Source organism: Polaribacter dokdonensis (genome assembly GCF_024362345.1).
Taxonomy (GTDB): domain Bacteria; phylum Bacteroidota; class Bacteroidia; order Flavobacteriales; family Flavobacteriaceae; genus Polaribacter; species Polaribacter dokdonensis.
Genome location: NZ_CP101505.1, coordinates 1,447,501 through 1,467,512, shown reverse-complemented (window position 1 = coordinate 1,467,512; position 20,012 = coordinate 1,447,501). Strand labels below are relative to the sequence as shown.

Sequence of the window (20,012 nt, the reverse complement as noted above, 5' to 3'; positions counted from 1 at the left end):
TTAATAGAATTAACAATTAGAACATTTTTAATGGCTCAAAAAGAAGATTTTCAAGTAGAAAAAGATAATATAATAGATTACCAATTAAGATTTCAGAAATTACTAATTAGTATTTCTACAAAATATATAAATGCAGATTTAAGTAATGTTACTTCTTTAATTGAGAGTTCATTAGAACAAATTGGAAATTTTGTAGGTGCAGATAGAAGTTATGTATTCTCTTATGACTTAAAAAATAAAACTACTTCAAATACTTTTGAATGGTGTAAAGATGGTATTGAACCAGAAATAGAGAACTTACAAAATATTCCAATAAATTATATACAACAATGGTTAGATGCACATACTAAAGGAGAAGCTTTTTATGTAGAAGATGTAAGCTTATTAACTGACGATGGTGAGTTTGGTTTAAAAGCCATTCTTGAACCACAAGGTATAAAGAGTTTAATAGCTATTCCTAAAATAAAAAATAATGAACTTATAGGTTTTGTTGGTTTCGATTCTGTAGAGAAAATTCATAAATATTCAGAAGATGAAAAGAATTTACTTTTTGTTTTTGCTAGTATGCTTGTTAATATAATTCAAAGAAAAGAGCAAGAAACACTAATAGAGAAGCAGAAAAAAAGTGAAGAAACTCTTTTAAAAAATATAGCGAAACAAAACCAACAAATTAACGAGTATACGCAAATGGTATCTCATGATTTAAAATCGCCAATACTAAATATACATACCTTAATATCTTGGTGTAAAACTGATTTAAAAGAAAGTTTAGATAGCCAAAATTTAAATCATTTAGATGAAATTTTATTTAATGTAGAAAAAATGGATTCTTTAATTGATGGAATTTTAGATTACTCTACTGTGGATAAAGTTGATGCTAAAGATAAAGTTTTAGACCTTAATCAATTAGTGCAAAATATTGTAAATAACATGTCTATACCAGATCATGTTGTTGTAAACATTCAAGATAATTTACCTTCTATAATAGGTAATTCTTGGAGGTATAAGTTAGTCTTTAAGAACCTAATTCAGAATGCAATTGAATACAATGATAAGGAAAATCCTAAAGTTGAAGTTGGTTTCGAAAACAAGGAGAATTTCTATAAATTTAGTGTTAAAGATAATGGAATAGGGATAAAGCCTGGTTATTTTGATAAAGTTTTTAAGGTTTTTTCAAAATTGCACAATAATACATCATCACCAGGTATTGGTTTATCTATTGTAAAAAAAATTATCACCAATTATAAAGGTGATATTTGGATAGAAAGTAAAGAAAATATTGGAACCACTATTTATTTTACTGTATTAAAACAAAATTAAAATCAATACTAAAATCTTTAGAAGAAACTAAAGCTCTAAGAGTATCTTTCTCTAACCAATATTTAATTTTTTTTGGAAACTCATTTTTAGGATTTTCACAGACAAATGAAGAATCTGTTTGTGAGGTGAATTGAAATAGAGTTGCAGTTTGGTTAACTCCAGTCACTTCTAAATATAGTGTGTCTTTTATAGTTATTATTCGTAAGTCTTCTTCAAAAATCTTTTTATTTTCAGAAAGAGTGTAGCCAATACCTGTTAAATTATTCTTCCAAACTTCAAAAGTTTTTTCATTCGGCTTGTCATTAACTCTTTGCCAATTACCCACTAAAAATAAAGGTTTTTGACTTTTAATTGTATTTTTAGAACAACTAAAGCTTAATGCAATAAAAATCAGAGCTATGTATTTTTTAATAAACAAGGTTCATTTATTTAGTTCTCGTTTTCATTTTAAAAACTACTTTATAAGAGTAATGCATAAATAATAAATTTTATCATTACTATGTTTAAGACACAAAGCAAGTTTACTCAAATATAGTTAAATGATAATAAAAAATAATTCCTATAAAAATTGTAAATTCGCAAACCAAGAAAAGAGTAGAAGATGGTAGATAAGCTAAGAATTGTTAAGCAACGTTATGATGAGGTTTCTGATTTAATTATACAACCAGAAATTATTATGGATCAGAAGCGTTATGCGCAATTGATGAAAGAATATAAAGATTTAGGAGATGTTGTAAAAAAGGGTGATGAATATCAAACCTTAATGAACAATATAGAAGAAGCAAAAGAAATTATTGCTGATGGTTCTGATGCAGAAATGACAGAAATGGCTAAAATGGAAATGGAGGAAGCCAATACAAGAATACCTGAATTGGAAGATGAAATTAAATTTTTATTGATACCAAAAGACCCTGAAGATGCTAAAAATGCTGTGGTAGAATTACGTGCAGGAACAGGTGGTGATGAAGCTAGTATTTTTGCAGGAGATTTATTTAGAATGTATACCAAATATTGCGAAAGTAAAGGTTGGAAAGTTTCTACAGTAGATTATTCAGAAGGTACAAATGGCGGTTTTAAAGAAATTCAATTCGAAGTAAATGGAGATGATGTTTATGGAATTTTAAAATTCGAAGCAGGTGTGCATCGTGTGCAAAGAGTTCCACAAACAGAAACACAAGGTAGAGTGCATACTTCTGCAGCAACTTGTATGGTATTCCCAGAAGCAGAAGAGTTTGATGTAGAGATTAATCCTAAAGATGTAAGAATAGATTTCTTCTGTTCATCAGGTCCTGGAGGTCAGTCTGTAAACACAACATATTCAGCTGTTCGTTTAACACACATACCAACAGGTTTGGTTGCACAATGTCAAGATCAAAAATCGCAACATAAAAATAAAGAGAAAGCTTTTAAAGTTTTAAGATCTCGTTTATATGATATGGAATTGGCTAAAAAGCAAGCAGAAGACGCTTTAAAGCGTGGTTCTATGGTTTCTTCTGGAGATAGAAGTGCAAAAATTAGAACCTACAATTATGCACAAGGTAGGGTTACAGACCATAGAATTGGTTTGTCTTTATATGATTTACCAAATATTATGAATGGTGATATTCAAAAAATAATTGATGAATTAATGTTGGCAGAGAATACAGAAAAGTTAAAAGAATTAGGAGATGGAATTTAATTAGCTCTAATTCATATTTAAAAAAAACCTCGAAATTAAATTTCGAGGTTTTTTTATTTGAGTTACTTTTTAATTCGTTTGCATTAATACGAGCTGTATTTCAATGGTATCTTTGAATCAAGAAAAAGAAAAACCACAAAATCAACATTATGATCGCAACAAAAATATTAGGCTTAACAGCTGCAGTAAGTAAAAGTAAAAAATTAAAAATTGCTTTATTATTAACAGAAGTAGCCTTAATTGCACTTGCCTTTAATAAAGATAAAGATATTAAGAATAAGCAAAAGCAGATTTCTTAACACCAAATGACTAGAAAAAGAGAAAAAAATAAAAGCTATGAAAAGTATTTACGCTATGAAAAAGAAAATACTTTGCTATGAAAATTAAAAATTGCTAGAAAAAAGAAATTAACGACCAAACAGATTTACAAATGAAAAAAGCGAATAAAGAAAACTTTATCCGCTTTTTTTTCGCCAAAAAAATTACACAATAGTAAATTGGGGTATTTACTAATTATACTTCAAATGTAGAGCATTATTACATACAAAACAATCCCTATTTATGGTGAAATTCACTTCTCCCCATAAATAGGGAGAGGCCTCCCCATTTTTGGGGAGGCCTCTTTTTTTTATAACAAAATTTAAGCTTTATTCACCAAATATATGCAACTCAGTAAATGTTTTATCTACACTGATTGTGTGATGGTTATCACTAGAAATTCTGCTTAAATCTACTTCAACATTATCTACTTGTACAGAAGTAACTTTAAATGGTAAATTGTGAATTACAATGTTAAAATTCTGATAAGGAGCATCAAATTTACCCTCTTTATGCTGATTTAATATAAAATCATTTTTCTTACCAGTTACTTTAAAAGTTCGTAAACTATATCTTCCTTTTTTATAATCATACCCATCATGCGCATCATCATATAATTTAGATTTTTCTTTACCTACTTTGTAATACACATCTAAAGTTATGGCGTCAAATTTCTTCTCTCCTACATATTGTTGTACTGGATATTTAGGAATTACAGCTCCTTCTTTAATGAAAATTGGCATACTGTCTAAATCTGCATCTACCCAAGATTCTTTTCCTCCTTCTACAACTTCATCATTCCAGAAGTTATACCATTTTCCTCTAGGTATATACATACGTCTACCTTTGGCATTTGGCTCTTGAATCGGACAAACTAAAATATGTTCTCCATAAATAAATTCATCACTTCTGTAATGTGTATGCACATCTTCTTGATCAAATAAAACCAAAGATTTTAAAATCGGTGTTCCATTATTAATATGATTCCAGAATGCAGTATATAAATATGGTAATAGTTGATATCTTAACTCAACAAATTTTCTAACAATATCTGTAATTTCATCACCAAATACCCAAGGTTCTTGATCTCCATGATCTCCAGAAGAATGTACTCTACAAAATGCATGGAAAACTCCTAGTTGAATCCATCTTGCAAATAATTCTCCTTGAGGTTGTTCTGCAAAACCACCAATATCTGAACCTGCAAAAGAGAACCCAGACATTGCCATTCTTTGTGCTTGGTTATTGGCAATTGCTAAATGTTCCCAAGTTGCAACGTTATCACCCATCCAAGTAGATGTATATCTTTGAGCACCTGAATATGCAGATCTTGTAATTACAAATGGTCTTTTAGGATACGCATACTTCTTTAAACCATGATAGGTAGCACGTGCCATTTGTGTACCATAAATATTGTGCGCTTTTCTATGAGAACAAGGGTTGCCATCATAATCATGTCTTACATCATTAGGAAAAGATTTGTTTGGCACATCCATTACAGCTGGCTCATTCATGTCATTCCAAACACCTTTTACGCCTATATCTTCTATCAACTCTTTAAATAAACCAGACCACCATTCTCTAACTTCTGGTTTGGTATAATCTGGAAAATAACATTCTCCTGGCCAAACTTTTCCTTTCATATAAGGCCCATCTGCTCTTTTACAGAAATAATCTTTATCTAAGGCTTCTTTAAAAACATCGTATTCTAAATCTATTTTAATTCCTGGGTCTATAATTACTACAGTTTTAAAACCATCTTCTTCTAACTCTTTCACCATTCTTTTTGGATCTGGAAAATGATTTTTATCCCAAGTAAAACATCTAAAGCCATCCATATAATCAATGTCTAAATAAATAGCATCACATGGTATTTGTAAATCTCTAAATGTTTTTGTGATTTGTTTTACATTACTTTCTGGATAATAACTCCATTTACATTGATGAAAACCTAATGCCCATAATGGAGGCATTGTGTGAGGTTTACCAGTTAAATCTGTATAATTAGCAACGACATCTTCCATTTTTGGACCATAAATGAAATAGTAATTCATTTCACCTCCTTGAGCCCAGAAACTAGTTACATTTCTTCTTTCTTGAGCAAAATCGAAATGTGTTTTAAATGTATTATCAAAGAAAATTCCATAGGCCTTATTATTCTGAATAGCTGTATAAAAAGGTATTGCCTTATATATAGGATCTGTATGTTTACCAAACGCATAAGAATCTGTTGCCCAGTTTTCAAAACGTTTTCCTTTCATATTCACATCTACTGGCTTATCTCCTAAACCATAAAAACTTTCCGCTTTTTGGCAAGTTTTACTCATTTTTACGATGTCTCCACCAAATTCGTAACTTTCTTCCCAGTGAAAACCAATTTCGTCTTCATTAATTAAGCTCATATCTAAAGCATCAAACAAGCTTACTTGTAAACTTTCTTTTTCTACTTTGCATACTAATTTAGAGGTTACAATTATATAATGTGTTTCATCTTCAGACACATTCAAGAAATTGTATCCTCTAGATGCATGAATGGTAACTCCATAAGAAAAATCTTTCTCGAATTTACCTGTAGTTGAATATCTAAATCGAATAACACTGTCTCTAACCACTGTAACTTGTAATACTACATTGTTTTTTGTGGTGAAGTAAAGTGTGTCTACGTCTTTTTTATATTTTATAATTTCGTTTGGAAATAAATTTCCTTTTTGTTCTAATTCTGTATTTACAATCATAATAAATTTTGATTATGTTGATGCTAATAATAAACAATTTTCAACTTAAAATAAAGGTGAAACATTACTTAGAATTGGCTAATGTTGGTTGTAAAAATATTGCTTATTTATTTAAAAATAAATAGAATAGCATTTCTTTTCCCTAAAAAAGAGAGTTTTTTTGAAGTCGTAATTAAAACTAGTTTTGGTTATGAAGTATGCAATAAAACCACTTTTTATTGATATTGTTCTAAGACTATTTCAATAAAAAAGTGGCTCGATTTTACTTATATTTAAATGCAAGCATTCCTAATGGAGGCAAGTTAATGGCAATCGAGTTTTCTCTTCCATTCCATTCTTTATTGTCAGAACTTAATTTTTCTGTTTTAAAATTACCAGTTCCATTATATTTAGTAGCATCACTATTAAAAACTTCTATTAAAGTTCCTTTCTTTGGCAAGCCAATTCTATATTCCTCTCTAGGAATAGGAGTGTAGTTAAGAATTATTAAAAGGTTGTCTTTTTCGTTATTACCTTTTCTAATGTAGCTCATTACAGAATTTTGATGATCAGAATGATCTATCCATTCAAAACCTTCATGGCTAAATTGCTTTTCGAATAATGCAGGTTCTGTTTTGTATAATTTATTTAAATCTTTTACCAGAGTTTGAGCTCCTTTATGAACATCATAATTTAGTAAATGCCAGTCCAAACTGCCTTCAAAATTCCATTCTGAGGTTTGTCCAAATTCACCTCCTTGAAACAATAATTTAGTTCCTGGATGTGTGTACATAAAGCTATATAGCAAACGTAAATTTGCAAATTTTTGCCATTCATCCCCAGGCATTTTATCCACAATCGATTTTTTACCATACACAACTTCATCATGAGAAAGAGGTAACATAAAATTCTCAGAGAAAGCATAGTTTAAGCCAAATGTTAATTCATTCTGATGATGTTTTCTATACACAGGCTCTTTCTGAAAATAACCTAATGTATCATGCATCCAACCCATCATCCATTTCATTCCAAAACCTAAACCACCATCATAAATGGGTCTAGATACCTTTGGGAAAGAAGTAGATTCTTCAGCAATTGTTTGCACATCAGGAAAAGCTTCATAAACAGTAGCATTCATATCTTTAATAAAATCTATGGCTTCTAAATATTCTCTTCCTCCATAGATATTTGGTTCCCATTGACCTTCTTCTCTTGAATAATCTAAGAATAACATAGAAGCAACAGCATCTACTCTTAAACCATCTGCATGATATTGGTCTAACCAAAAAATGGCATTACTTATTAAAAATGCTTTTATTTCGTTTCTACCATAATTAAAAATTAAACTTTTCCAATCTTGATGATAACCTTTTCTTCTGTCTGGATGTTCGTATAAATGAGAGCCATCAAAAAAGCCTAAACCATGATCATCTGAAGGAAAATGAGAGGGTACCCAATCTAGTAAAACTCCTATTCCATTTTCATGAAAAGTATCTACCAATTGTTTAAATTCATCTGGATATCCAAAACGTGAAGTTGGTGCAAAGTAACCTGTTAGTTGATACCCCCAACTTGGATCATAAGGATACTCCATAATTGGCATAAATTCTACATGTGTAAAATTCATTTCTTTTACATAAGCCACCAATTCATCTGCTAATTCTATATAACTTAAAAAACGATTTTCTTCAACTTGCTTTTTCCAAGAACCTAGATGAACTTCATAAACAGAAAAAGGTGCATCTAAAGCATTGTTTTTCTTTCGGTTTTTCATCCATTCTTTGTCCTTCCATTTATAATCATCATCCCAAACTTGTGATGCTGTTTTTGGTGGATGTTCACACCTTCTTGCAAACGGATCTGCTTTTTCTGTTGTTGTATTATTATCAGAATTTTCTATTTTGTATTTGTAGGTTGCACCTTTTTGCACTCCAGGAATAAAACCTTCCCAAATTCCACTTCCATCCCATCTAACATTTAATTGATGGTCTTCTGCTAACCAAAAATTAAAATCTCCAATTACAGAAACCTTTTTTGCACTTGGAGCCCAAACTGCAAAATAGGTGCCTATCTCATTATCTACTGTTATGATGTGAGATCCGAATTTTTCATATAATCTATAGTGTTTTCCTGCTTTGAAAAGATCAATATCAAAATCAGTAAAAAGACTATGTACTTTTGTATTTGCCATAATTTTATGAATTCATAATGTTTGCAATACCTTTTAATGGAATAATTGTCCATTTTGGTCTTGAATTGAGTTCATAACCTAACTCATAAATTGCTTTTTCTAACAAGCAATATTCTAATAAAAATCTGCGTTCATGTCTGTAACCAATAGAAAGGTTATTTTCTTGTGTTACAGCTCTATAGGTTTCTAAAAATACAGCCACAAAATATTTGTAAAGTAATTCTGCAAATTTAAAAAGTTCTTCTTTTTCTAATTTATATTCATCTTGATGATTAAATATTGTAGAGTATATTGCATAATGAAAAGACCTAAATAAACCAGCTACATCTTTTAATGGTGGTTGTTTTACTTTTCGATCTCTAATGGTACTTTCTGGTTCTCCTTCAAAATCTAGGATACAGAAATCATCATTTTGTACTAGAATTTGACCTAAATGATAATCTCCATGAATTCGAATGCGTTCTCCTTTTAATTTTGTCCAATCAAAATTTACCAAACGTTTTCTAATATTGTTTTTGTTTTCTAAAAATTCTTTTGCTAGCTCTAAAGAATATCCTTCTAATTTATGAAGGTTGTTTTCGGTTAAGTTTAGCCTATTTTGAAATTGATAAGTAAGCCTGTTTTTTAACCAAACAGTATAATCTCCATTAAAACGAGTAGGAGTAAAAGAGGTGTCTTCAAACTCAGAGCCTAATGCAATGTGCATTTCTGCGGTTCTTTGTGCTAGTAATTTTACTTTCGAGAGAAGGTTAAGTCCAATCCAATCTATAATTTCTGGAGCTACTTCAGAAATTTTTGTTCTGCTAAACATTTCAATATCTGGTAAATCAGTAAAAGCAATTTCCTTGTAATCTATAGTTTTATAGATTTTATGAATTTCTTTTAAAAAATACTCCCAAGCATCACCTTTATTAGGTACCATTTTCTGCATTAAACCAATAGTTATATTGGTGTTTTCAGAATCAATAATGTTAATACTACCTAAGTAAGTAGGTGTATGTTTAAATTCTTTTCTGTGAGATAAAAATCGACTCATTTCATAGTCAGGATTTTTATCTGCATAAATTCTTCTAAAGAATTTTAAAATATATTTATCATTATAGATAATAGATGTATTGCTCTGTTCTGCTCCTAGAAACTTTGAACTTTTATAAGCAGGAAATTCGAAACCTTCTGTTTTATGATATTGAACTGGAGTTTTATCTATAGGCAACGCATTTTTTATACGCTGATAAACCACCTTTCTAAAAGATTCTAAATGCATTGCATCTATAATGAACCCTTTCTGATTTTTTAATTGAATAGGTAAAATTCTACTTTCTCTTGCGAACTTTTCATCAGACACAAATGATATTGGTAGAAAATAATGGTGATAAAATGCTTCTACAAAATTAACTTCTATTATTAAACCAAAATAAACTTCATCATCTTGTTGAATTCTAAAATACTCACTAAGTTCAATGTATTTTAAACTACTAGATTTACCTCCATACCAACGTTGTTTTTGTATATATTCTTCTAAAACATCAGACAGAAAAACAGCAACAAAAGTTTTATCTTCTATTAATTCTTCCCAAGTATTGGAAGAAGAAAAAAGAGCAGAATTAGTTTTAGAAGCTGTTTTATTCATAAGTTTTACTTATTAATTTTAAAAATATGGAATGGTAAATTGGGATGTAATTCTATATAATTCCATTCATTATACCAATTGTAAGAGTTATTGGTAATAAGGTCTTTTACCTCTATTTTTTGTCCATGATGAATTGCTAAATCATGCATTGGTAATTGAACAGAGCCTGTTTGAGAATGATGTGCATCTAAACTTATTACTGTAATTGTTTCATCAGATTTATTTCCATCCCATTTGTAGAATGCAATTAATTGATCATTACCAGTTTCTAAAAATTTAATATTATTAGTTTGTTGTAAAGATGAACATGCTTTTCTAATTTGATTCACCTTTGTAATAATACCAGTAACATTATTTTCTACTGTCCAATCATAATGACAAAGTTGGAATTTCTCTGACATGTAATATTCTTCTTTACCAACAATTGGTGTATCTATCATTTGCTCAAAAACTGGCCCATAAATTCCAATATTAGAACTTAATGTTGCAGCCAATGCATATCTCTGAATGTATTTAGATTCAGGTGCATCTTGCAAATGAAAAGGATTAATATCTGGTGTATTTGGCCAGAAATTTGGCCTCATGTATTCTTTTTGATCAGTTTGTGTTAACTCGTTCATATACTCAATGAGTTCATGTTTGGAGTCTCTCCAAGTAAAATAAGTATACGATTGTGTGTAACCTTGTTTTGCTAACTGATGCATTACTTTTGGTTTGGTAAATGCTTCTGCTAAAAATAAAACATTTGGATGTTTTGCCTTCACTTGCTCAATAATCCATCCCCAAAAATAGTAAGGTTTTGTATGAGGATTATCTACTCTAAATACATTAACTCCACAATCTATCCAATAGAATAATGTGTCTAAACATTCTTTCCATAGGTTTTTAAAGTCTTTGCTTTCCCAATAAATTGGTAAAATATCTTGGTATTTTTTAGGTGGATTTTCTGCATATTGCACAGTTCCATCTGGCCTCCATTTAAACCAATCTGGATGATCTGTAACCCAAGGATGATCTGGAGCTGCTTGTAAAGCATAATCCATAGCTACTTCTATTCCCATAGATTTTGCCTCTGAAACTAATGTTTTAAAATCTTCTAAAGAACCTAATTCTGGGTGAATGTCTTTATGACCTCCATGTTTAGAACCAATACCCCAAGTTGAACCAACATCTCCTTCTAAAGCGTTTGTTGTGTTGTTTTTACCTTTTCTATTTACTTCACCTATTGGATGAATAGGAGGAAAGTATAAAGTATCAAAACCCATGTCTGCTATTCTTGGTAGCAGTCTATGACAGTCTTTAAAAGTACCATGTTTACCTTCTATTTCGGAAGATGAACGTGGAAAGAATTCATACCAAGTAGAAAAACGAGCTTTTTCTCTATCAACATAAACCTGTAATTCTTTAGAGGTATGTGTTAAAAGTTTTTCTGGGTAAGCTATAAAAAGTGATTTTAATTTGTTTGATGTAGCTTCTGAAATAGCTTCACTATAACTGTCTTTATTTTTAAATATATTTTTTAAATGAGTTAGGTAAGCTTTTTCATCTTTACTTAATTTACCTTTAATATTGTTTAGTAATTCAGCCCCTTCTAACAGTTCAGAACTTACATGTTGATGATCATCAATTTTACGCTCAATTCCATGTTGCCAATTTAATGCATAGTCTACCCAACCTTGTAATTTGTAAGTATAATAACCTTGTTTGGCTGTTGTGAAACTAGCTGAATAAACATCATTGCCTAAATCTTGCATTCTAGTTTCTGACCATGTTTTTTCTGATTCATGTTTATATAAAACACTTGCTTGTAAAACATCATGCCCATCTACTAAAACATCTGCAGTAACATTTACAATTTCGTTTACAACTCGTTTTATAAAAACAGCTCCACAATTTAGTTGAGGAGCAATATTTTCTATAACAATTCTACTTTGATCTTGCATACAAAAAATCTAATTCGGTTATTTATTATCCTATAATTGTTCCCTTAGGTATAGTTGCATCTTTCTTTATAACAACAATACCTTCTTTAACCATGTATGTATCTGTTTCTATATCTTTTATATGTGTACCACCATTTATTCGTACATCATCTCCAATTCTACAATTTCTATCTACGATACAATTATGAATGTAGCATCGATCTCCAATACCCATCATAATATCTACCTTATTTTTTTCTACATCTTCAAGTGATTCGTAATAATCATTACCCATCATATATGTGTTAGAAATCAATGAATTTTTACCAATTCTAGATCGAATTCCAATTACTGAACGTTCTATTTTTTCTGCATGAATAATACAACCATCACCAACTAAAGCTTTGTTTAAGATTGTTCCAGATAATTTTGATGTAGGTAAAATTCTAGCTCTTGTATAAATGCTCTTTTTATCATCATATAAATTAAATTTAGGTACATCGTCTGTTAACCCTAAATTTGCCTCAAAGAAAGAATCGATGTTTCCAATATCTGTCCAATATCCTTCATATTGGTAGCTTAATGTTTTATGTTCTTGAATGGCTTGAGGTATAATTTCTTTTCCAAAATCGTTGGTATCTGGGTTATCCATTAATTTTTTTAATAAATCTCTATTAAAAATATAAATACCCATAGAAGCTAAGTAATCTCTACCTTCAGCTTTCATAGCTTCACCTACATCTGAGGTCCAATCAGGAAGTAATTTAGCTTCTGGTTTTTCTATAAATGATGTAATTACATTATCATCATTGGTTTTTAAAATACCAAATGAGGTAGCATCTTTGGCATTTACAGGATAAGTTGCAATAGTAATTTCAGAGCCACTTTCTTCGTGTTTTTTAATCATATCATTAAAATCCATTTGATATAATTGGTCTCCAGAAAGTATTAAAGCGTACTCAAAATCATTAGATAAAAAGTGATGCATGCTTTGCCTAACAGCATCTGCAGTTCCTTGAAACCATTTATCACTATGAATAGTTTGTTCTGCAGCTAAAACATCTACAAACGCAGAACTAAAAAAACTAAAGTGAAATGTGTTAGTGATATGTTTATTTAGAGAAGCTGAATTAAATTGAGTTAAAACATACATTCTTTTAATATCTGAATTAATACAGTTAGAGATTGGGATATCTACTAACCTGTATTTACCAGCAATTGGCACAGCTGGTTTAGATCTGTCTTTAGTTAATGGATATAATCTAGAACCTTGTCCACCTCCTAAAATAATACCAAGTACTTTGTTGTTTATCATTTCAATTTACTTTTTTAATGTTTTATATAATGCTTCTACTTGTTTTGCAATTGCTATCCAATCAAAATATTGTTCTACTCTTTCTCTACCCTTTTTAGCCATAGACTCTCTTAACTCAGGATTTTGGATTAGTGTGTTAACACCCTCAGCCAAATCTTTTGCAAATTTATCTGGATTCACAGGTTCAAAGGGTGCAGATGTTTGTTGTTCTACAGGAATTAGTAGACCTGTTTCATTATGAACAACTACTTCTTTAATACCACCTACTGCACTCGCAACAACAGCTGTATCACAAGCCATTGCTTCAATATTTATAATTCCAAAGGGTTCGTAAATAGATGGGCAACAGAATACTGCTGCATGTGAGTATAATTGAATAATTTCTTTTTTGGTAACCATCTTATCAATCCAAATAACGTTTTTACGTGTTTTCTGAACTTCATTGACTGCAGATTCCATTTCTTCTCCAATTTCTTTAGTGTCTGGAGCACCAGCACAAAGTACAATTTGAGTTTCTGGATTTATGTATTTTATAGCATTTACTAAATGTATAATCCCTTTTTGTCTTGTTATTCTACCAACAAAAAGAAGATAAGGCTTTGTTTTATCAATTTTGTATTCGTCTAAAGTATCTGTTTCAGAGGTAGTCACATACTCTTGTAAATTAATGCCATTGTAAATTACTTTAACTTTTTCTTCATCAACATTAAAATGTTTTAAAACGTCTTCTTTAGTTTCTTCAGATACAGCAATAAGTGCATCAGCCATTTCAATGGCTGTTTTTTCTATCCAAGAAGAAGCGTCATAACCATTACCTAGCTGTTCTCTCTTCCAAGGACGAAGTGGTTCTAAAGAATGTGTTGTAATAACTAAGGGTACACCATAACAAAGCTTGGCAACAATACCTGCAAAATGTGCATACCAAGTATGGCAATGCACAACATCTGCATCTATAGCTTCTGCATTCATTTGTAAATTGGTGCTAAGAGTTTGAAAAACGGCTTTTAGCTTAGAATCGGAATCATTGAAAAGCGCATTTTCATATGGAAAACCTTTTACATTTAAATTGGGTTGGTTCTCATCTTGATCTCCAAAAGAACGAACATCAACCTTCATTAATTTAGATAATTCATCTGCTAAATATTCTACATGAACACCTGCACCTCCATAAACATAAGGAGGAAATTCTCTTGTAAAAAAAAGGGCTTTCATAAGGTTTGTAAAAAGTTTTTAAGTTAGTTGGTTTACGACCCTTAAGATAAGTAAATACTAATTAACTAATACAAAAACTTTTACGATTTAACAAAGCACATTAAAATTACGATACTAATAAATTTAAGATACGAATAATGAATTTTGATGTATAATTATCATTAAAAATCAAAAAGGGTTAAAGAATTATTGAAGGATAAAATTGATAAGCTTAACTATTTCTTTGCTTATTAATTTCGTCTTGTAATTGTCTTCTTAGTTTCTGCTCTCTTTCTAAAGATTTCTTACGATGATTTTCGAAGTCTTCTTCTACAGTTTCTAAATTTTCTTTTGCTTCTTTTGTTAAAATATGACTTTTAGAAAATTTAAAAACAAAGAAAGCTAATGCTAAAGCTAGTACTATTATAATTAACCATAAAACTAAGTTATAGGTAACTTTACTAACTTGAAAACCTAATAATGATATTGAGTTTTCTTTAGCTAAAGCTAATTCTAGTTCTTCTTTAGTTTTTTCTAAATCTGTATTTAGTTTTTCAATACTATTTCTTTCTGATTTTAACAAATTGTCTTTCTCAGAAATCGTTTTTTCGGATTTACGCAATGAATCTAAAACATTAGCTTTTAACTTTTCGTATTTTTCTTTTGAAATTACTTTGTAAACCTGATAAGTGGTAGATGTTCTGTAAATTTTATCAAACTGTCCTTTAATAGAATTATCTTCTTTTACTTCTTCTTGAGCAAAAAATGTTACGCTTGTTAATATAAATAGTAATGTTAATATTCTTGATTTCATTAGGTGTACTTTAAAATGTAAATGTATTAAAAAAACCCAAACGTTACGTTTGGGTTTTTGTTATAAGCAAGTATTATTATTTATTTGATTTTCTCTACAACTGCCTTAAAAGCGTCTGGGTTGTTAACTGCTAAATCTGCTAAAACCTTACGATTTAACTGAATATTGTTAGCTTTAACTTTACCCATAAACTGTGAGTAAGACATTCCGTTTAAACGAGCTGCAGCGTTAATACGCGTTATCCATAAAGAACGGAAGTTTCTCTTATTGTTTTTACGGTCTCTATATGCATATAGCATACCTTTTTCAACCGCGTTTTTTGCTACTGTATAAACGTTTTTTCTACGTCCAAAGTAACCTTTTGCTGCCTTCAAGATTTTTTTTCTTCTATTTCTTGAGGCTACTGAATTTACTGATCTTGGCATAATTTCAATGTGTTTTGTAGTAGGCGATTCTGTTAAGAATACTTTTGTTTAGGCCTAACTCCATGGTTAATAATTAAATTCCCTGGTTAAACTAGTTATTTTAAGTTTAACATTTGCTTAATGCTAGGCTCATCAGACTTGTGTACTAAAGTATCATGAGTTAGCTTTAATTTACGTTTTTTAGACTTCTTTGTTAAGATGTGACTTTTAAACGCGTGCTTTCTTTTGATTTTACCAGTACCTGTAACTTTAAATCGTTTTTTGGCACTAGATTTTGTTTTCATTTTAGGCATTTCTCCTTCGTTTTAACTTGCTTAATATTGTTTTTCTTAATTTGTAAAGACTCAAAAAGTTTAAAAGTTTATTTTACTAAACTTTTAAACTCTAAACCTTTAGTTCTTTAAGAACTTTTTATTTTGATTTTTTAGGAGCAATAAACATAATCATACGTTTACCTTCTAATTTTGGTAATTGCTCTACTTTACCATAATCTTCTAATTCTTGAGCTAATTTTAGTAATAAAATTTGCCCTTGCTCTTTAAAGATAATTGATCGTCCTTTAAAGAAAACGAAAGCTTTTAATTTAGCCCCATCTTGTAAGAACTTAATTGCATGTTTCTTTTTAAATTCATAATCATGCTCATCAGTTTGAGGTCCAAAACGTATTTCCTTAATGGTAACTTTGGTTGCTTTAGATTTTAAAGCTTTTTCACGTTTTTTCTGCTCATACAAGAACTTCTTGTAATCAATAATTTTACAAACAGGAGGTTTTGCTTTAGGTGAAATTTCAACTAAATCTAATTCTTGTTCTCTTGCCATCTCTTTAGCTTTTGCTAAAGGATATACACCAACTTCTACATTGTCTCCAACCACACGAACTTCATCAACATATTTAATTTTGTCGTTAATTCTGTGTTGATCTTCTTTGATTACTCTTAATGGTCTTCTAGACCTGCTTCTTCTAATTGCTATGACTTATAATTTTAAATTTAACGTATAACTGTTTTCCAGTTTTTTATTTTTTTGATGAAATTCAAATTTACTTAAATTTCTTTAATGTTTTACTTTCTTCTTCCTTAATTAAAGATTTAAATTCTTCAATTGTAAAAGTTCCAATATCACCTTCTCCATGTTTTCTTACAGAAACTGTGCCATCTTGTTCTTCTTTCTCTCCCACAATAACCATAAAAGGTATTTTACTCACTTCTGCATCTCGTATTTTACGGCCGGTTTTTTCACTTCTGTCGTCTACGAGGGCGCGAATTTCGGAATTTTCTAACGATTCTAAAACTTTTTCGGTATATTTTTGATATTTATCGCTGATTGGCAGTATAATAACTTGCTCTGGAGTTAACCAAAGTGGGAAATTACCACCTGTATGCTCTAGCAATACAGCAATGAATCGTTCCATAGATCCAAATGGTGCTCTATGAATCATTACTGGTCTGTGAGATTGATTGTCAGAGCCTGTATACGTTAAATCAAAACGTTTAGGTAAATTGTAATCAACCTGAATTGTACCTAATTGCCAACTTCTACCTAATGCATCTTTAACCATAAAGTCTAATTTAGGACCGTAAAAAGCAGCTTCACCTTCTTCAATTACATAATCTAATCCTTTATCTTTTGCTGCAGAGATAATGGCATTTTCTGCAATTTCCCAAGTTTCAACATCACCTATATATTTATCGAGGTTATCCATGTCTCTAATAGAAACCTGTGCTGTAAAATCTTCAAATCCTAAAGAACCGAAAACATAAAGCACTAAATCTATTACTTCTTTGAATTCTTGATCTAATTGTTCTGGAGTACAAAAGATATGAGCATCATCTTGTGTAAAACCTCTTACTCTTGTTAAACCATGCAATTCTCCACTTTGTTCATACCTATATACAGTACCAAATTCTGCAAATCGTTTTGGTAAATCTTTATATGAATAAGGTTTAAAGTTGTATACTTCACAGTGATGAGGGCAGTTCATTGGTTTTAGTAAAAACTCCTCATCCATTTTAGGGGTTTTTATTGCCTGAAAACTATCTTCACCATATTTTTCGTAATGACCAGAGGTTACATATAATTCTTTCTGACCAATATGTGGTGTCATCACCATTTCATAACCTGCTTTTTTCTGAGCAGCTTTTAGGAAATTTTGTAAACGTTCACGTAAAGCAGCTCCTTTTGGTAGCCATAAAGGTAAACCTGCACCAACTTTTTGAGAGAAGGTAAATAATTCTAATTCTTTACCTAGTTTCCTATGATCGCGTTTTTTTGCCTCTTCTAATAATTCTAGGTATTCAGTTAGCATTTTTTGTTTAGGGAAACTTATTCCGTAAACACGAGTTAACTGATTATTCTTTTCATCACCTCTCCAATAGGCGCCAGCAACATTCATTATTTTGATTGCTTTAATGATGCCTGTATTTGGAATATGACCTCCCCTACATAAGTCTGTAAAATTGCTATGGTCGCAAAAAGTAATATCTCCATCTGTTAAGTTTTCGATTAACTCAACTTTATATGGATTATTCTCTTCTTTATATAATGACAAAGCATCTGCTTTAGATACTTCTCTCATTTTAAATTGATGTTTTCCTCTTGCAATCTCTAGAAACTTCTTTTCAATAGCTGAAAAATCTTTTTCTGAAATTGTTTCTTCACCTAAATCTAAGTCATAATAGAACCCATTATCAATGGCAGGTCCAATAGTTAACTTTGCATTTGGATGAAAACTTAATATGGCTTCAGCTAAAACGTGAGCAGAAGAATGCCAAAAAGCTTTTTTACCTTCGTTGTCATTAAACGTATAAAGTATTAAAGATCCATCTGTGGTTAATGGGGTAGTGGTTTCAACTGTTATTCCATTAAAACTAGCAGAAATAATATTTCTCGCCAATCCTTCACTTATGCTTTTAGCTACGTCAAAAGGAGTGCTATTTTTTTCAAACTCCTTAATACTTCCATCTGGTAAAGTAATCTTAATCATTTATCGTCTTAAATTTGAACTGCAAAGATATTAGAAAACAATTTTTAATACAATATATATGTATACTTAATATAACCATGTTTTTTAGAGTATAATTTAGTTCTAAAATGGATCTTGATGATTACATTACTTTGAGAGATTGTAGAAATATAGATAATAAATCATTTTTGACGAAGTTGTTTTATTTTCTTTCCAGATTTTTCATTTTTTTTATTGTTATAAGTTTCATGTTTTGAGAGGTTTGTGATTTAGTTTCAAAAAAGGTTTTATTTTTTATTGATAAATAGTTGTGGGAATAGAAATGAGTTGTATATTTGCACCCGCTAACGGAAATATGAGTATGTTAGTTTAGTTCATTGAGATGTTGTTTTTGGTTTTTTTTTGAGGGGGATTTAAGTTTTGATTTGGTTTAAAATTTTTTCAAATTTAATTAGGTTTGTAAAGTTATTTAGTAGTATCTTTGCAGTCCGATTTTTTCGGAAAAAAGTTCAAGTTTTTAGGGGTTAAAAAATAAAATTAAAAATAATTTATTTTTTTATTGTCAGAATTAAAATAGTTTATATATTTGCACCCGCTAACAAAAACAGCGAAAACGTTCAGAGAGATTTTGGAATAAGATTTAACAATTTTAGATAGTTCGATTCTATCATTTCTACAGAGTTTGATATTAAGATTAGGTTGAGAGATATTTAATTTTTAGTTCAAATAAGTTCATTGAAAATATTGAAATTGACAGCGTAAACAAAGAGTAGAATAACCACATTAGTTTAGATTAATGTAATTCTTTTGAAACTTATTCATTCATATTATTTAAAATATACAATGAAGAGTTTGATCCTGGCTCAGGATGAACGCTAGCGGCAGGCTTAACACATGCAAGTCGAGGGGTAACATTAGTGCTTGCACTAGATGACGACCGGCGCACGGGTGCGTAACGCGTATAGAATCTACCTTTTACAGGGGGATAGCCTTTAGAAATGAAGATTAATATCCCATAGTATTGCGAAGTGGCATCACTTTGTAATTAAAGATTTATCGGTAAAAGATGACTATGCGTCCTATTAGTTAGTTGGTAAGGTAACGGCTTACCAAGACTTCGATAGGTAGGGGTCCTGAGAGGGAGATCCCCCACACTGGTACTGAGACACGGACCAGACTCCTACGGGAGGCAGCAGTGAGGAATATTGGGCAATGGAGGTAACTCTGACCCAGCCATGCCGCGTGCAGGAAGACTGCCCTATGGGTTGTAAACTGCTTTTATACAGGAAGAAACACTGCTACGTGTAGCAGCTTGACGGTACTGTAAGAATAAGGACCGGCTAACTCCGTGCCAGCAGCCGCGGTAATACGGAGGGTCCGAGCGTTATCCGGAATCATTGGGTTTAAAGGGTCCGCAGGCGGTCAATTAAGTCAGAGGTGAAATCCCATAGCTTAACTATGGAACTGCCTTTGATACTGGTTGACTTGAGTCATATGGAAGTAGATAGAATGTGTAGTGTAGCGGTGAAATG

At 30.6% G+C, this 20,012-nt stretch carries 15 protein-coding genes and 1 rRNA gene (1 of these 16 running past the window's edge); 4 read left to right on the top strand and 12 right to left on the bottom strand.

What is annotated here, in order from left to right; all coding sequences use genetic code 11:
• Window positions 1-30 precede the first annotated feature (30 nt).
• The gene (locus LPB302_RS06565; RefSeq protein WP_053974320.1) at window positions 31-1,320 is read left to right on the top strand and encodes a sensor histidine kinase; all 1,290 of its coding nucleotides are present in this window, start codon (window positions 31-33) and stop codon (window positions 1,318-1,320) included.
• On the opposite strand, the gene LPB302_RS06560 is transcribed toward LPB302_RS06565, so the two are convergent.
• Window positions 1,298-1,738: a DUF6265 family protein gene (locus LPB302_RS06560; protein WP_053974321.1), complete on the bottom strand. Its 441-nt coding sequence runs from the start codon at window positions 1,736-1,738 to the stop codon at window positions 1,298-1,300. The genes LPB302_RS06565 and LPB302_RS06560 overlap by 23 nt on opposite strands.
• A 183-nt stretch (window positions 1,739-1,921) precedes the next feature.
• Here LPB302_RS06560 and prfA point away from each other — a divergent pair, with 183 nt between their 5' ends.
• On the top strand, window positions 1,922-2,998 hold the full coding sequence (gene prfA / locus LPB302_RS06555) for a peptide chain release factor 1 (RefSeq protein WP_053974322.1): 1,077 nt from the start codon (window positions 1,922-1,924) through the stop codon (window positions 2,996-2,998).
• Window positions 2,999-3,147: 149 nt separating this feature from the next.
• Complete coding sequence (locus tag LPB302_RS06550) at window positions 3,148-3,297, top strand: hypothetical protein (RefSeq protein ID WP_157593842.1); 150 nt, start codon at window positions 3,148-3,150, stop codon at window positions 3,295-3,297.
• 348 nt (window positions 3,298-3,645) lie between these two features.
• Here LPB302_RS06550 and LPB302_RS06545 read toward each other — a convergent pair whose 3' ends face one another.
• The 11 genes from LPB302_RS06545 to thrS form a co-directional block, all read right to left on the bottom strand.
• A complete protein-coding gene (locus LPB302_RS06545) occupies window positions 3,646-6,051 on the bottom strand; it encodes a glycoside hydrolase family 31 protein (protein WP_053974323.1) in 2,406 nt (801 codons plus the stop codon).
• Window positions 6,052-6,313: 262 nt separating this feature from the next.
• Window positions 6,314-8,221 (bottom strand): 1,4-alpha-glucan branching protein GlgB, encoded by a 1,908-nt coding sequence (glgB, locus tag LPB302_RS06540; protein WP_053974324.1) that lies wholly within the window; start codon window positions 8,219-8,221, stop codon window positions 6,314-6,316.
• Between the two features lie 4 nt (window positions 8,222-8,225).
• Complete coding sequence (locus LPB302_RS06535) at window positions 8,226-9,851, bottom strand: trehalose synthase (protein ID WP_053974325.1); 1,626 nt, start codon at window positions 9,849-9,851, stop codon at window positions 8,226-8,228.
• A 5-nt stretch (window positions 9,852-9,856) separates the two neighbouring features.
• Window positions 9,857-11,794 carry an alpha-1,4-glucan--maltose-1-phosphate maltosyltransferase gene (locus LPB302_RS06530; RefSeq protein ID WP_053974326.1) on the bottom strand — a complete coding sequence of 646 codons (1,938 nt, stop codon included), beginning with the start codon at window positions 11,792-11,794 and terminating at the stop codon, window positions 9,857-9,859.
• 25 nt (window positions 11,795-11,819) lie between these two features.
• Window positions 11,820-13,088, bottom strand: a complete 1,269-nt coding sequence (locus tag LPB302_RS06525; protein WP_053974327.1) for a glucose-1-phosphate adenylyltransferase — start codon at window positions 13,086-13,088, stop codon at window positions 11,820-11,822.
• A 6-nt stretch (window positions 13,089-13,094) separates the two neighbouring features.
• Window positions 13,095-14,300, bottom strand: coding sequence for a glycogen synthase (gene glgA / locus LPB302_RS06520; RefSeq protein WP_053974328.1), 1,206 nt, complete (start codon window positions 14,298-14,300; stop codon window positions 13,095-13,097).
• A 211-nt stretch (window positions 14,301-14,511) separates the two neighbouring features.
• The gene (locus tag LPB302_RS06515) at window positions 14,512-15,093 is read right to left on the bottom strand and encodes a hypothetical protein (protein ID WP_053974329.1); all 582 of its coding nucleotides are present in this window, start codon (window positions 15,091-15,093) and stop codon (window positions 14,512-14,514) included.
• An 80-nt stretch (window positions 15,094-15,173) separates the two neighbouring features.
• Window positions 15,174-15,518: a 50S ribosomal protein L20 gene (gene rplT / locus LPB302_RS06510; RefSeq protein WP_015480932.1), complete on the bottom strand. Its 345-nt coding sequence runs from the start codon at window positions 15,516-15,518 to the stop codon at window positions 15,174-15,176.
• Window positions 15,519-15,613: 95 nt separating this feature from the next.
• Entirely contained in the window at window positions 15,614-15,811 is a 198-nt protein-coding gene (rpmI, locus tag LPB302_RS06505) for a 50S ribosomal protein L35 (protein WP_015480931.1), read from the bottom strand.
• Between the two features lie 118 nt (window positions 15,812-15,929).
• On the bottom strand, window positions 15,930-16,448 hold the full coding sequence (gene infC / locus LPB302_RS06500; protein ID WP_074613496.1) for a translation initiation factor IF-3: 519 nt from the start codon (window positions 16,446-16,448) through the stop codon (window positions 15,930-15,932).
• A 109-nt stretch (window positions 16,449-16,557) separates the two neighbouring features.
• Complete coding sequence (gene thrS / locus LPB302_RS06495) at window positions 16,558-18,501, bottom strand: threonine--tRNA ligase (protein ID WP_053974330.1); 1,944 nt, start codon at window positions 18,499-18,501, stop codon at window positions 16,558-16,560.
• 819 nt (window positions 18,502-19,320) lie between these two features.
• Between thrS and LPB302_RS06490 the strand changes: the two genes are divergently transcribed.
• A 16S ribosomal RNA gene (locus tag LPB302_RS06490) occupies window positions 19,321-20,012 on the top strand (it continues 828 nt past the right edge of the window).

Excerpts from the sequence above, each read along its gene's own strand:
- LPB302_RS06565 (WP_053974320.1), top strand. The coding sequence starts at position 31 with ATGGCTCAAAAAGAAGATTTTCAAGTAGAAAAAGATAATATAATAGAT.
- thrS (WP_053974330.1), bottom strand. The coding sequence starts at position 18,501 with ATGATTAAGATTACTTTACCAGATGGAAGTATTAAGGAGTTTGAAAAA.
- LPB302_RS06525 (WP_053974327.1), bottom strand. The coding sequence starts at position 13,088 with ATGATAAACAACAAAGTACTTGGTATTATTTTAGGAGGTGGACAAGGT.
- rpmI (WP_015480931.1), bottom strand. The coding sequence starts at position 15,811 with ATGCCTAAAATGAAAACAAAATCTAGTGCCAAAAAACGATTTAAAGTT.
- prfA (WP_053974322.1), top strand. The coding sequence starts at position 1,922 with ATGGTAGATAAGCTAAGAATTGTTAAGCAACGTTATGATGAGGTTTCT.
- glgB (WP_053974324.1), bottom strand. The coding sequence starts at position 8,221 with ATGGCAAATACAAAAGTACATAGTCTTTTTACTGATTTTGATATTGAT.
- LPB302_RS06550 (WP_157593842.1), top strand. The coding sequence starts at position 3,148 with ATGATCGCAACAAAAATATTAGGCTTAACAGCTGCAGTAAGTAAAAGT.
- LPB302_RS06515 (WP_053974329.1), bottom strand. The coding sequence starts at position 15,093 with ATGAAATCAAGAATATTAACATTACTATTTATATTAACAAGCGTAACA.
- LPB302_RS06530 (WP_053974326.1), bottom strand. The coding sequence starts at position 11,794 with ATGCAAGATCAAAGTAGAATTGTTATAGAAAATATTGCTCCTCAACTA.
- rplT (WP_015480932.1), bottom strand. The coding sequence starts at position 15,518 with ATGCCAAGATCAGTAAATTCAGTAGCCTCAAGAAATAGAAGAAAAAAA.
- LPB302_RS06545 (WP_053974323.1), bottom strand. The coding sequence starts at position 6,051 with ATGATTGTAAATACAGAATTAGAACAAAAAGGAAATTTATTTCCAAAC.
- LPB302_RS06535 (WP_053974325.1), bottom strand. The coding sequence starts at position 9,851 with ATGAATAAAACAGCTTCTAAAACTAATTCTGCTCTTTTTTCTTCTTCC.
- glgA (WP_053974328.1), bottom strand. The coding sequence starts at position 14,300 with ATGAAAGCCCTTTTTTTTACAAGAGAATTTCCTCCTTATGTTTATGGA.